The organism is Micromonospora sp. NPDC047134 (assembly GCF_040643455.1).
Lineage (GTDB): Bacteria > Actinomycetota > Actinomycetes > Mycobacteriales > Micromonosporaceae > Micromonospora.
Map to the genome: position 1 here is coordinate 103,391 of NZ_JBEYUI010000011.1, position 13,109 is coordinate 116,499.

Sequence of the window (13,109 nt, forward strand, 5' to 3'; positions counted from 1 at the left end):
GGTGGCGAAGGTGGCCGGGCCGGCGGGCCCGGCCACCTTCGTGTCCACGATCAATCGGTACGCGGCTCGCGCCACATCGGCCAGAACGGGGTGCCGTCCGGCAGCCGGAACGGCTCGGACTCCTGGTAGCCGTGCCGGGCGTACAGGACCCGGTTGCTCTCGCTGCTGGCCTCCAGGTAGGCCGGTATCCCGTTGGCGTCCAGCCAGGCGTGGTGGTGCCGCAGCAGGGCGCTGCCCACCCCGGTGCCCTGCCGATCCGGCCGCACGGCCAGCAACGCCAGGTGGTGGTGATCGGCGTGCGGATGGTGGGTGGCGAACAGCTCGTCCAGGTGGGCGAAGCGGGGGGTCCACTCGCCACAGGCGGCGGCCAGCCGGGCGTCGTAGTCCTCCGGTTCGGGCAGCGGGTCGCCGACCGAGGGCAGCCAGACCGCCACCCCGGCCCGGTCGGTGGTGCCGAAGACCAGCCCGTGCCGCAGGGCGTGGGAGACCACGATCTCGAACTGGCCGGCCAGCACCGCCTCCCGCTTGGCCTCGTCCGGCACCAGCCACCGGGTGGCGTCCAGCACCAGGAAGGCCTCCGCGATCCGTTCGGCCACCCACCGGGCGTCGGCCGGTTCCAGCCGTACGATGCTCACCTCGGTCATCGCCCCACCTCCGTGGTGGGCAGCACCGCGGCGGTGCTCTCCGCACCCAGACCGATCCGGGCGTAGGTGTCCGGGCGGCTGTTGCGCAGCACCAGCCCCCAGAGCACGCCGAGTGCGGCGGCCACCGGGTATGCCGCCGGGAAGAGCCAGCGCAGCGGCGAGTCGGGCTCCACCCCGAGCAGGTCGGCGAGGTTCTGCACGGCCAGCACGATGATGGAGATCAACGCGATCCCGGCGATGGCGGGGGCGATCAGCCGGCGCCACAGGGTCTCCTGCTCCCCGCTGCGTGCGAAGTAGGCGATGATCGCGACGGCGGTCGTGGCGATCAGCAGCAGCACCCCGAAGCCACCGGTGATGCCCAGCCAGAAGAACAGTTGGAGCACCGGGTCCCAGCCGTTGATCGCGTACAGCAGGATGACCGCCAGGCCCAGGGTGCTCTGCGCCAGCGAGGCGGCCCGGGGGGCCCCGGTGACCGGGGAGGTACGGCCGAAGATCGCCGGCAACACCCGCTCCCGGCCCAGCGCGAAGGCGTACCGGGCGGTCGTGTTGTGGAACGAGATCATCGCGGCCAGCACCGAGGTCAGGAAGAGTGCCTGCCCGATGGTGAGCACGGTGTCACCCAGGTGCGCTCCCGCCAGGTTGAAGATCAGGTCGATGCTCTGGGCGTTGGCCTCCTCGACGATGCGGTCCGGTCCCACGGCGACCGTCATGCTCCACGAGGACAGGGCGTAGACCACACCGATGATCGCCACGGACAGGTAGGTGGCCATCGGCACGGTGCGCTTGGGGTCCTTGCTCTCCTCGCTGAACACCACCGAGGCCTCGAAGCCGACGAAGCCGAGGATCGCCAGCACCAGCACGGCACCGACCCCGGGCACGAAGAAGTTGTCCGGGGAGAAGGCCGCGAAGCTGACCCCGCCGGAGGCCGGGTTGCTCAACTGGCCCAGGTCGAACAGCAGGATGATGGCGATCTCGGCGCAGAGCAGGGCGGCCAGCACCATGCCGTTGATGTCCACCCGCAGCAGGCCCAGCAGCCCCACCATGGCCCAGGCCACCAGTGCCACCACCCACCACTGGGGAGCGATGCCGAACAGCCGGTCCAGCACCGGGGTGGCCGCCGCGCCGATGGTGCCGTAGAGCCCCACCTGAAGCGCGTTGTAGGCCAGCAGCGCCACCCAGGCCGTACCCACCCCGGCGGGGCGACCCAGGCCCCGCGCGACGTAGGCGTAGAAGGCCCCGGCGTTGGCCATCCGACGGGCCATCGCCACGTACCCGGCGGAGAAGATCGCCAGCACGGCGGCGACCGCCAGGAAGGCCAGCGGGATACCGAGCACCCCGATGACCCCGTAGCCGGTGGTGACCACCCCGGCCACCACAGTCAGCGGCGCTGCCGCGGAGAGCACGAAGAAGACCACGGAGGGTACGCCGAGCCGGCCCCGGGCCAGCGCCTCGGAGACGTTGCTTGGTCGCTGTGGTGTCAGTGTGGAGGACATGGATGACTCCGGATGAGTGTGAGGGGGTTTAGGCGCCGGCTCAGGAGGTGCCGCGCAGCACGGCCGCGCCCACTGCGGCCTCGGTGTGCGCCACGAGTTCCTTGAGGGGGGCCGGCAGAGCGGGGATGATCAGATTGAGTCGGTGGTGGGCACGGGGGCCGGCGCTCCACAGCACTTCCCGGGTCAACCCGGCGGAGGCGACCAGACCCAGCAGCAGCGCGTCCGGCACGCTCGGCGGGTCGGCACGTTCCAGCACCGCACGCAGCCGGGTAGCCGGCCAGGCGGCCACATTGGGATCGATCGGCACGTAGCTGACCGTGGTGCGCAGCAGCCGTCGGCTCTCCTGCCGACGCAGCGCACCGGCCCGACAGAGCCGCTCCCCCACCGAGGTCACCGAGGTCTGGGCGAGGAAGCTGAGCCAGGTGCGTACCGACTGGTGCTGGGCCTCACCGATCAACTGGTCCAGCACGGTGTGCGCCAGGGCGTCCGCGGGCGGACGGCGGTCGATCACGCTGACCTGACCGTTGGTGACGGTCAGGTGTCCATAAAGGATCAACTCGCCGAGCAGCCCGCCGGCCAGGCCCAGACCGGTGGCGGCCGGGTGCAGTTTCGCCTTGCCACGGATGTCGTTGTGGGCGATCAGGAAGAACTCGTCGGCGATGAGCAACGGTCCTCCCCCGAATGGCCGTCCTGTGTGATCGCGAACCCGGGAAAGCATGCACGTCGATGCACTGCAATGCAACTCCCGTTTTCGACAGTTGCACTCCGTGCTGATGCGACCTGCGGATTTCCCCGTGACAGACTCGGAGGGTGACCGCAAGCCCCACTGTTCGCCGCCGCCGCATCGCTCGGGAACTCCGTCAACTGCGGGAAAGCGCCGGAATGACGCTGGATGTCGCCGCCCGGCAACTGGACATGTCCAAAAGCAACCTCTCCCGTATCGAGAACGCCCAGATCGGCATCAAGCCCCGCGACGTACGCGCCGCGTTGGCCCTGTATCAAGTGACCGGAAACGACGCCGAGGCCCTCATCGAGATCGCCCGTGGTGCCCAGCAACGCGGCTGGTGGCAGCACTACAGCGATGTACTGCCGGAATGGTTCGAGTTCTATGTCGGCCTGGAGGCCGAGGCCGCCACTCTGCGCACCTACGAGGCCGAGGCGGTGCCCGGCCTGTTGCAGACCGAGGCGTACGCCCGGGAGGTCTACCGGCTGACCGCCGGCGAGGAGGATCTCGACCGCAAGGTCGCCGCCCGACTCCGCCGACAGGACGTGCTGCGCAGCGACGCCCCGGTCGAACTGTCGGTGGTGTTGAACGAGGCCGTCCTGTTACGCCCTGTCAGCGACCGGGCCGTAATGGCGGGTCAACTGTCGCATCTGGAGACGGTCGCTCAACTACCGAACGTCACGATCCAGGTACTGCCCTTCGAGGCGGGCGGGCACCCGGCGATGAACTCCCCGTACGTGATCCTCACCTTCGCCGACGCCGCCGACGCCGCCGTGGTCTACCTGGAAAACCTCACGACAGGCCTGGCACTGGAAGAGGCCGGACAGGTGGGCTCGTATAGCCTTGTGCACGAGCGGCTGCGCCGGTTGGCGCTGGATCCGGCGGCATCTCTGATCCGCCTGAAAGAAGCTGCTCGCTACTTTACGTGATCGCGTCAGCGCGATCACCCTCAGTATTTATGAAGGGATCGCGATGACCGCGCTCGACCTGTCCCGGGCGAAGTGGCGCACCAGCACCCGCAGTGTGGGTAACGGCAACTGCGTGGAAGTCGCCACACTCGACGGTCATGTCGCGGTGCGGGACAGCAAGGATCGCGGCGGGCCGGTGCTGACGTTTCCACCATCGGCCTGGAGCGCCTTCGTCGTCGGCCTGCACGAGGCCGACAACCGCTGACCGCTCCGACATCGCCGTCTGGCCGGCACCCGGCGTCGCCGCACGGCGCGATCGCCGGGCAAGGAGGCAGCCCTCCACCCGAGGGCTGCCCCCTTGCCGCAACCTCAGCCGGTACTCCCGGCGAGCAGGCGGCTCAGTCCTCCTCGACCACGTCCGCGATGACGACCGTGATGTTGTCCGGCCCACCGGCGCGCAACGCCAGGTCGATCAGCCGCCGCGCGCACTGCTGACGGTCCGGGTACTCGGCCAGCACCTCGGCCATGGTCTCGGCGCTGACGACGTTGGACAACCCGTCGCTGCACAGCAGCCACCGGTCCCCCGCCCAGGGCAGCATCGTCGCGTACGTCGGGGAGATCTCGTCGCCCTGCAACGCCTGGGTGACCACGGCCCGGCGCGGATGGCTGCCGGCCTGGTCGGGGGTGATCAGGCCCTGGTCGACCAGCATCTGCACGAAGGTGTCGTCCCGGGTGATCTGCTTGAGCACCCCCTCGCGGAACAGGTACGCCCGGGAGTCGCCCACATGCGCCAGGGCCAGGCAGCTGCCGGTACGCGCGAACAGCAGCGCGGTCAGTGTGGTGCCCATCCCCTGTCGTTGCGGATCATCCGCGACCGCCTGACGGATCCGGCTGGTGGCCGACTGGATGCCGCTCTGCAGGGCGGCCACCAGGGCATCCTCGGGAGTCTCCACGTCCAGTGGGGCCATCGCCTCGATGGCGATCGAGCTGGCCAGGTCGCCCGCGGCCATGCCTCCCATGCCGTCGGCGACCGCCACCAGCCAGGCGCCGGCGTGCAGGGCGTCCTGGTTACCACTGCGGATCAGGCCACAGTCGCTCGTTCCGGCAGAACGCAGCTTCAGGGTCATGGCACGCAGCCTGCCAGGCGAAGGGCGGGGTTGTCTCTAGGAGATCGGGACGACCGGGCGTGGCGCGGCAAATCTCACTGCTGAACGCCCCGATGAGGATCGGGTGCGATCGATTGACACGATCGGCCGTCCCTGGAAACATGCCCGATACCTGGGAGCGCTCCCAGGTTTCCCCCCACCATTTGCCCGTCCTGTTCGTCGGAAGGATCCCCCGTGACGCCACCCCGACGTCGTCTAGCGGTGCTCGCTGCGGCAACCGCCGTGGCGCTGGCCGGCACCACCGCCGGCACCGCCTACGCCGACCCCCCGGCAGACGCACCCGAACAAATCACCAACGGCGACTTCAGCAACGGCTCCTCGCCCTGGTTCTCCTTCGGCACCGGCCCCCTCGGCGTGGTCGACGGCCAACTCTGCACCACTGTCGCCGGTGGCCTGGCCAACCCGTGGGACGCCGGCATCGGCCACGACGGAGTGCCGCTGATCGCCGGCGCCGAATACACCCTGGGCTTCGACGTCACCTCGACCCCGGGTGGTTCGGTGACCGCGGTGCTGCAACTCGGCAGCGCCCCCTACACCGGCTACTACTCGGTCATCGCGGCCGCCACCCCCACCCAGCAGCGGGTCGAGCGGACCTTCGTGGCCCCGACCGACGACAGCCGGTCCCAGCTGATCTTCCAGGTCGGTGGGGCCGCCGAGCAGCAGACCGTCTGCCTGGACAACGTCTCGCTGCGCGGCGGCAACCCGCCCGAGCCGTACGAGCCGGACACCGGCCCCCGGGTCCGGGTCAACCAGGTCGGCTACCTGCCGCACGGGCCGAAGAACGCCACCGTGGTCACCGACGCCACCGAGGCCCTGCCCTGGCAGTTGAAGTCCGCCTCCGGTGCCGTGGTGGCCAGCGGCAACACCACCCCCCGCGGGGTCGACCCGGCCTCGGCGCAGAACGTCCACTCGCTGGACTTCTCCTCGTACCGCACCCCCGGACAGGGCCTGACCCTGACGGTGGACGGTGAGGTCAGCCACCCGTTCGACATCTCCGGCGCCCTCTACGAGCAGCTGCGCTCCGACGCCCTGCAGTTCTTCTACATCCAGCGCAGCGGCATCGCCATCGACGGTGACCTGGTCGGCGAGGAGTACGCCCGCCCGGCCGGCCACCTGGGGGTCGCCCCCAACCAGGGCGACACCGACGTGCCCTGCCAGCCCGGGGTCTGCGACTACCGGCTGGACGTGCGCGGCGGCTGGTACGACGCGGGCGACCACGGCAAGTACGTGGTCAACGGCGGCATCGCCACCTACCAGTTGCTGAGCACCTTCGAGCGGACCAAGAACGCGGCCACCGCCGGGTTCGGTGCCGCCCTCGGCGACGGCACCCTGCGGCTGCCCGAGCGGGACAACGGGGTACCGGACATCCTCGACGAGGCCCGCTGGGAGCTGGAGTTCCTGATGCGGATGCAGGTGCCGGCCGGCAAGCCGCTCGCCGGGATGGCCCACCACAAGATCCACGACGAGAACTGGACCGGACTGCCGTTGCAGCCCGAGGACGACCCGGAGCTGCGTGAGCTGCACCCGCCGTCCACCGCCGCCACCCTGAACCTGGCCGCCGTCACGGCCCAGTGCGCCCGGCTGTTCGCCCCGTACGACGCCGCCTTCGCGCAGCGTTGCGGCACCGCGGCCAAGACCGCCTACGCCGCGGCGAAGGCCAACCCGACCCGCTACGCCAGCCCGACCGACGGCAACGGCGGCGGCGCGTACGACGACAGCAACGTCACCGACGAGTTCTACTGGGCGGCGGCCGAGCTGTACCTGACCACCGGTGAGGCCGCCTACCTGGCCGACCTGACCGCCTCGCCGCACCACACCGGTGACGTCTTCGACGCCCGGGGCTTCGGCTGGCAGAGCGTGGCCGCCCTGGGCCGCCTCGACCTGGCCACCGTGCCCAGCGGGCTGGCGGCGGCCGAGCTGACCCGCATCCGCAAGTCGGTGACCGACGCCGCGGACGGCTACCTCGCCGAGATCGCCCGCCAGGCGTACGGGCTGCCGATGCCGGGTGAGTCCAGCAGCTACTTCTGGGGCGGCAACAGCAACGTGATCAACAACGCGATCGTGCTGGCCACCGCCTTCGACCTGACCGGTCAGGCCAAGTACCGCGACGGCGCGGTGCAGACGATGGACTACATCCTCGGCCGCAACGCGCTGAACATCTCGTTCGTCACCGGTTGGGGCGAGCACGCGGCGGAGAACCAGCACAGCCGCATCTTCGGCTACCAGCTCGACCCGACCATGCCGAAGCCGCCCGCGGGCTCGCTGGCCGGCGGTCCCAACGCCGACCTGCAGGACCCGTTCGTGGAGAAGCTGCTCGCCGGCTGCGCCCCGATGTTCTGCTACGTCGATGACATCGCCTCCTACTCGACCAACGAGGTGGCGATCAACTGGAACTCGGCGCTGGCCTGGATCGCCTCGTTCCTGGCCGACCAGGGTGACTCGGCGGCCGTGCCGGCACCCACCTGCTCGGTGACGTACACCAACTACGGCTCCTGGCAGGGCGGCACCGGCTTCACCGGCCAGGTGACCATCCGCAACACCGGCACCACCACCCTGAACGGCTGGACCGCCAAGTTCGCCTTCACCGGTGACGCCAAGGTGCGCGAGGCCTGGATGGCAGACGTCAAGCAGTCCGGCGCCACGGTGACCGCGAAGAACGAGTCGTACAACGGCAACATCGCCCCCGGCGGCACGGCGATGTTCGGCTTCAACGCCACCACCGGCAAGGGCGCCAACCCCGCACCGAACCTGATCACGGTCAACGGCGCACCCTGCACCGTCTCCTGATCCCCGGGTGGGGTGCCGTCGGCGACCGGCACCCCACCCGGCCCCACTCGCGAGGGGGCCCGGCCCGGCTGCGGCCCGGCCCGCTCGGGGCCCGGTTGATCAAGAAGTTTGGTCTGGATTCCGCCTCCAGGCGACCAAACCTCTTGATCACCGGGCCCCTCGCTGTTCGCCTGGTCGCCGGGTAGCAGGATGGCGGCATGGATGATCTGGTGTTGCGGGCCGGAGGGCCGGGGGACGCGGCGGCGGTGTTGCGACTGCTGGACGACGCCACCGCCTGGCTGGTGGCGCAGGGGCGTACCGGGCAGTGGGGCACCGAGCCCGCGTCGACCGACCCGCGCCGCATCGCCCAGGCCGACGGCTGGGCCAAGGGCGACGGTCTGTGGCTGGCAGAAATCGGCGACCGACCAGTCGGCGCGCTCGTGGTGGGCACCGCCAACGACTACGTGCCCCCGGCCACCGAACCGGAGCTGTACGTGAACCTGCTGGTCACCGACCGGGCGTACGCCGGAGCGGGAATCGGTGCCCGACTACTGACGCACGCCGCCGACCTGGGCCGACAACGCGGCGCCCGCCTGCTCCGCGTGGACTGCTACGCCGGCGACGACGGCGCCCTGGTCCGCTGGTACCAACGCCAGGGCTTCACCCCCACCACCCCCTTCACCCTCACCCGCCCCGCCCAACCCCCCTGGCCCGGCCAACTCCTAACCCACCCCCTGCCTCCGCCGCCTTGATCATGAGGTTGACGGCAGTCTGGAGATCGACAACTGCCGCTAACCTCATGATCAACGGGGCGCAGACAGAGGGCGCGAGGGGGGTGGGGTTAGGGGGTGGGGTTAGGGGGTGGGGTTAGGGGGTGTGGGGGAGTTTGGGGAGGACCTGGGTGCCGAAGGCGTCCAGGAAGGGGCGTTGGTCCTGGCCTACGTGGTGTAGGGCTATCTGGTCGAAGCCTAGGTCGATGCAGTCCTCCAGCCAGGCGGTGTGCCGGGCGAGGTCGGCGGAGATGTTGACCACCTCGGCCAGGCGGGACATCGGTACCTGGGCGGAGACCACGTCGAAGTGTTCCGGGGTGGCCAGGTCCCAGCAGACCGGAGGGGCGAAGACGTTGCTGCGCCACTGGTCGTACGCGATGGCCTCGGCCTCGGCCTGGCTGCTGGCCCAGCTCAGATGCACCTGGAGGTGGATCGGCCCGCGACCGCCGGCCTCCCGGTAGGCGTCGATCATGCGGCGGAGGTGGTCGGTGGAGGCGTTGACGGTGATCAGACCGTCCGCCCATTCGGCACACCAGCGGGCGGTCTCGACACTGACCGCGGCGCCGACCAGGGCGGGGGGCTGCTCGGGTCGGGTCCAGAGCCGGGCCCGGTCGACCCGGACCAGCCCGTCGTGGCTGACCTCCTCGCCGGCCAGCAGGGCCCGGATGACCTCTACGCACTCGCGCAGCCGGGCGTTGCGGACCTCCTTGCGGGGCCAGGCCTCGCCGGTGACATGTTCGTTGGCGGCCTCACCGGAGCCCAGCGCGGCCCAGAACCGGCCCGGGTACATCGCGGCCAGGGTGCCGATCGCCTGGGCGATGATGGCCGGGTGGTAACGCTGGCCCGGTGCGTTGACCACGCCGAAGGACAGGCTGGTGGCCTGGAGCGCGGAACCTAGCCACGACCAGGCGAACCCGGAGTGTCCCTGCCGCTCGCTCCAGGGTGCGAAGTGGTCGGAGCACATCGCGGCGTCGAAGCCGACCTCCTCGGCGTGGCACACCGCCTCCAGCAGGGCACGGGGATGAATCTGCTCGTGGGAAGCGTGGAAACCGATCGCCGTCATGCCGGCCTCCCTACCCAGGCCGGCGGAAAAGTAAGCCGGGCTACTCGGCGTGCGCCCCGGCGCCGGCCCCGGCCTCCCCCGCACCGATCCAGACCGTCTTGAGGTTGCAGAACTCGTGCATGCCCTGGGCGGACAACTCCCGGCCGTACCCGGAGTTCTTCACCCCACCGAAGGGCAGCTCCGGGTACGAGGTGGTCATGCCGTTGATGAACACCGCCCCGGCGACCAGGTCGGTGGCGAAACGCTCCTGCTCCTGGGGGTCCCGGGTCCAGGCGTTGGAGCCCAGCCCGAAGGCGGTGCCGTTGGCCACCTCGATCGCCTCCTCGTACGAGGACACCCGGTACAACCCGGCCACCGGCCCGAACACCTCCTCGGACCACATCCGCATGCTCGGATCCAGGTCGGCGACCACGGTCGGCGGGTAGAACCAGCCCTCCCCGGTGGGTTTGCGACCACCGCAGAGCACGGTGGCTCCCTTGTCGACCGCGTCCCGGACCTGGGCGTCGACCTCGTCGCGGCCCCGCTCGCTGGCCAACGGCCCGACATCGGTGTCGGCGTCCATCGGGTCGCCGACCCGCAGCGCCGACATGCGGTGCGCGAACGCCTCCGCGAAGGCCTCGTACACCTCGGTGTGCACGATGAACCGCTTGGCCGCGATGCAGGACTGCCCGTTGTTCTGGCAGCGTGCGGTGGTGGCCACCTCGGCGGCCAGTTCCACATCGGCCGAGGGCATCACCACGAAGGGGTCGCTGCCGCCCAGTTCCAGCACGGTCTTCTTCAGCTCCCGGCCGGCGATCTGGGCGATGGACCGGCCGGCGGGCTCGCTTCCGGTCAGGGTGGCGGCGCGTACCCGGGGGTCGCCCAGGATCTGCTCCACCGCCTCGGAGCCGACCAGCAGGGTCGTGAAGGCCCCCTCGGGGAAACCGGCGCGGCGGATCACGTCCTCCAGCAGCAGGGCGGTCTGCGGCACGTTGGAGGCGTGTTTGAGCAGCCCGGTGTTGCCGGCCATCAGGGCCGGGGCGGCGAAGCGTACGACCTGCCAGAGCGGAAAGTTCCAGGGCATCACCGCGAGGACCGGCCCGATCGGCTGGTAGCGGACGAAGGCCCGGGTCGCGGAGACCGCCTTCGCGTCGGCCGGGAGATCGGCCAGGAACTCGGCGGCGTGGGCGGCGTAGAAGCGGAAGGCGGCGGCGCACTTGGTGACCTCTGCCTTGGCTGCGGCGTACGTCTTGCCCATCTCGGTGGTCATCAGCCGGGCGATGTCGTCGCGTTCGGCCTCCAGCAGGTCCGCCGCCGCGTTCAGCCACCGCCCGCGCTGGTCGATGGTGGTGCCCCGCAGCTGCTGGTACGCCAGATCGGCCCGTTCGATCGCGTCGCTCAACTGCTCGTCCGACATCGGCTCGAAGGTCTTGAGCACCTGGCCGGTAACGGGGTTGGTGGTGGCGATGGGCATCAGGGCTTTCTCCCGTCACTCGAAGAGCGAGTGCCGCACACCGGGTTCCTCACGGCGGCGGGCGGCACGGCGGCGTTGGATGACGGCCAGGTCGACGACCGCGACCACCGCGAAGATCACGCAGACCACACCGAGCCAGGCCAGCTCGGCACGGAACGCCAGCACCGCGAAGACGACCATGGTGACGAGCCCGAAGCCGGCCAGCACCAGCCGCAGATTGAGTGCGCTGTACGCGTGGCCGACCGTGCCGCGGGCACGCCGGGGCTGTGATCTCGTCATCACCTCCACCTACCCCGCACCGCCCGGACTAACCGCCACCACCGCGACTAGCACGCTTCTCGACCCGGCGACAGGGATCTGCCGCATCTCCGACAAGGCGGCACGAAGGTCACGCGGCCCACGCGTACAGTCACCCTGCCGTCTCTGCGCGCTACGAGGCTGGGGAAGTCATGCCTGGACGCTGGACAACCGCCGCCGTCTGCCTGCTCGCGTTGGTCGCCCTGGCCTGCGAGGCGGGCGGAGAGGCGACCCCCCGACCCACCGGCAGCCCGCCACCCGGCTCCCCCAAGGTGGTCGCCGCCCTCGGTGACTCCATCACCACCGGCTTCGGCTCCTGCCTCGTGCTCACCTCCTGCGAACGCAACTCCTGGTCCACCGGGTCGGGGCTGCGGGTCGACAGCCACTACCGCCGGCTGCTGGACCGCAACCCCAAGCTGCGGGACAAGGCGTACAACCACGCCCGCCCGGGGGCCCGGGCCGCCGCGTTGGCCGGCCAGGCGGAGGCAGCGGTACGCGACCGGGCCGACTACGTGACCGTGCTGATCGGGGCCAACGACGCCTGCCGCAACTCCATCGAGGCGATGACCCCGGTTACCGAGTTCCGGGCCGAGATCGACCGAGGGCTGAAAGTGCTGCGCGAGGGCCGACCCAAGGCCCGGGTGCTGGTGGTCAGCATCCCCAACCTGTACCGGCTCTGGGAGGTCGGTCACGACGACTCCCGGGCCACCCGGGCCTGGCGACGGGGGGTCTGTCCGGCCCTGCTGGCCGAGCCGACCTCGACCGCACCGGCCGACCGGGCCCGCCGCACGGAGTTCAAGGAACGGATCTCGGCCTACAACAGACAACTGTCGGCCGCCTGCCGCGCGTACGGCTCCCGGTGCCGGTACGACGGCGGGGCGGTGCACCGGGTCAGGTTCGGCCTGGACCTGGTCAACGCCCTGGACTACTTCCACCCCAACACGGCCGGTCAGTCCCGTCTCGCCGAGGTGACCTGGCGGTCCTCCGGCTACGCCGACTGATCGTCGTCCTCAGGGGAACGACGAGGGGCCGGGATGTGCGGATGACCGTGCTGACGGTAGTGGGCCCGGGAACGCTCGGCGAGGTTCTTGGTGGCCGAGGAGTTCGCCCAGGTGCCCAGAATGATGGCCGCCCCCGGCACCACCTTGGCGAAGACCCGCTTCGCGGCCCGTACCCCGGCCATCTGGGCCAGCCGGATCCCGAGCCGCAGCATCGCCCGACCCAGGGTGGTCTGGCCGCCACCACCGAACAGCGCACCGGCCCGTTCCCGGCCCGCCGCCACCCCCAGGGCCAGTCGGGCGCTGGCCGCCACCTTGTGCACCTTCTGCAGGACCAGCAGGTCGGCGGCCCGGTCCGGGTGTGCCGGGTCCGCGCCGTAGGCGGCGGCGATGTGCAGCACCATGCGGGCCTGGGTCCAGGCGAGCACCCCGACATCGAGCACCGCACCGGGCAGACCGGCCGCCCCGGAGACCGCACCGGAGAGCCGGGCCTGGTTGACGAATCGGCGTACCACCTGATCGGCCAGGGAGTCCGGGGTGGCGTTCGGGTGCTGCGCGCGGGCCTGTCGGACCCAGGTGGCCGCCTCCGGACCGAGTCGGCGGACCGCCTCCAGGGCGAGATGTTCCGGGGCGTACTGCGGGTCCTGGCGCATCCGGTCCCAGAGGGTGACCGGTGGCGTCTCGGTGGCCTCACCCTCGGGCCGCCGGCCCGGCACTGCCGGGACGCCGGGCTGTCCGTTGACCGGAGCCGGGTCGCTCATCACCACTCCCTTCCACGATGCTCACTCATATGTACCCCCGGGCCGCAACGCCGTATTCGGGCAGGG

At 70.7% G+C, this 13,109-nt stretch carries 13 protein-coding genes; 5 read left to right on the plus strand and 8 right to left on the minus strand.

Annotation, left to right across the window (positions count from 1 at the left end; all coding sequences use genetic code 11):
- Window positions 1-50 precede the first annotated feature (50 nt).
- The 3 genes from ABZ795_RS15700 to ABZ795_RS15710 are packed head-to-tail and all read right to left on the minus strand — an operon-like array spanning window position 51 to window position 2,804.
- Complete coding sequence (locus tag ABZ795_RS15700) at window positions 51-644, minus strand: GNAT family N-acetyltransferase (RefSeq protein ID WP_357530828.1); 594 nt, start codon at window positions 642-644, stop codon at window positions 51-53.
- The gene (locus tag ABZ795_RS15705) at window positions 641-2,137 is read right to left on the minus strand and encodes an APC family permease (protein WP_357530829.1); all 1,497 of its coding nucleotides are present in this window, start codon (window positions 2,135-2,137) and stop codon (window positions 641-643) included. The genes ABZ795_RS15700 and ABZ795_RS15705 overlap by 4 nt, the downstream gene beginning before the upstream one ends.
- Before the next feature lie 40 nt (window positions 2,138-2,177).
- A complete protein-coding gene (locus ABZ795_RS15710) occupies window positions 2,178-2,804 on the minus strand; it encodes a GPP34 family phosphoprotein (protein ID WP_327026877.1) in 627 nt (208 codons plus the stop codon).
- Window positions 2,805-2,947: 143 nt separating this feature from the next.
- Here ABZ795_RS15710 and ABZ795_RS15715 point away from each other — a divergent pair, with 143 nt between their 5' ends.
- Window positions 2,948-3,790, plus strand: a complete 843-nt coding sequence (locus ABZ795_RS15715) for a helix-turn-helix transcriptional regulator (RefSeq protein WP_357530830.1) — start codon at window positions 2,948-2,950, stop codon at window positions 3,788-3,790.
- Between the two features lie 43 nt (window positions 3,791-3,833).
- Window positions 3,834-4,034, plus strand: coding sequence for a DUF397 domain-containing protein (locus ABZ795_RS15720; RefSeq protein WP_357530831.1), 201 nt, complete (start codon window positions 3,834-3,836; stop codon window positions 4,032-4,034).
- Between the two features lie 133 nt (window positions 4,035-4,167).
- Here the strand turns inward: ABZ795_RS15720 and ABZ795_RS15725 are convergent, their stop codons facing one another.
- Entirely contained in the window at window positions 4,168-4,896 is a 729-nt protein-coding gene (locus ABZ795_RS15725) for a protein phosphatase 2C domain-containing protein (RefSeq protein WP_357530832.1), read from the minus strand.
- Window positions 4,897-5,109: 213 nt separating this feature from the next.
- Here ABZ795_RS15725 and ABZ795_RS15730 point away from each other — a divergent pair, with 213 nt between their 5' ends.
- Both ABZ795_RS15730 and ABZ795_RS15735 read left to right on the plus strand, forming a co-directional pair.
- Window positions 5,110-7,722 (plus strand): glycoside hydrolase family 9 protein, encoded by a 2,613-nt coding sequence (locus ABZ795_RS15730; protein ID WP_327026881.1) that lies wholly within the window; start codon window positions 5,110-5,112, stop codon window positions 7,720-7,722.
- A gap of 197 nt (window positions 7,723-7,919) precedes the next feature.
- Window positions 7,920-8,453 (plus strand): GNAT family N-acetyltransferase, encoded by a 534-nt coding sequence (locus tag ABZ795_RS15735; protein WP_357530833.1) that lies wholly within the window; start codon window positions 7,920-7,922, stop codon window positions 8,451-8,453.
- Between the two features lie 115 nt (window positions 8,454-8,568).
- On the opposite strand, the gene ABZ795_RS15740 is transcribed toward ABZ795_RS15735, so the two are convergent.
- From ABZ795_RS15740 to ABZ795_RS15750, 3 genes are read right to left on the minus strand one after another with little or no spacing between them, the layout of a single operon-like run.
- Window positions 8,569-9,534, minus strand: coding sequence for a TIGR03885 family FMN-dependent LLM class oxidoreductase (locus tag ABZ795_RS15740; RefSeq protein ID WP_357530834.1), 966 nt, complete (start codon window positions 9,532-9,534; stop codon window positions 8,569-8,571).
- 40 nt (window positions 9,535-9,574) lie between these two features.
- Entirely contained in the window at window positions 9,575-10,987 is a 1,413-nt protein-coding gene (locus ABZ795_RS15745; protein ID WP_357530835.1) for an NADP-dependent succinic semialdehyde dehydrogenase, read from the minus strand.
- Between the two features lie 15 nt (window positions 10,988-11,002).
- Window positions 11,003-11,266, minus strand: coding sequence for a DUF6343 family protein (locus ABZ795_RS15750; protein WP_357530836.1), 264 nt, complete (start codon window positions 11,264-11,266; stop codon window positions 11,003-11,005).
- Window positions 11,267-11,436: 170 nt separating this feature from the next.
- Here ABZ795_RS15750 and ABZ795_RS15755 point away from each other — a divergent pair, with 170 nt between their 5' ends.
- The gene (locus ABZ795_RS15755) at window positions 11,437-12,285 is read left to right on the plus strand and encodes a GDSL-type esterase/lipase family protein (RefSeq protein ID WP_357530837.1); all 849 of its coding nucleotides are present in this window, start codon (window positions 11,437-11,439) and stop codon (window positions 12,283-12,285) included.
- On the opposite strand, the gene ABZ795_RS15760 is transcribed toward ABZ795_RS15755, so the two are convergent.
- The gene (locus ABZ795_RS15760) at window positions 12,273-13,043 is read right to left on the minus strand and encodes an EcsC family protein (protein WP_357530838.1); all 771 of its coding nucleotides are present in this window, start codon (window positions 13,041-13,043) and stop codon (window positions 12,273-12,275) included. The genes ABZ795_RS15755 and ABZ795_RS15760 overlap by 13 nt on opposite strands.
- Window positions 13,044-13,109 lie beyond the last annotated feature (66 nt).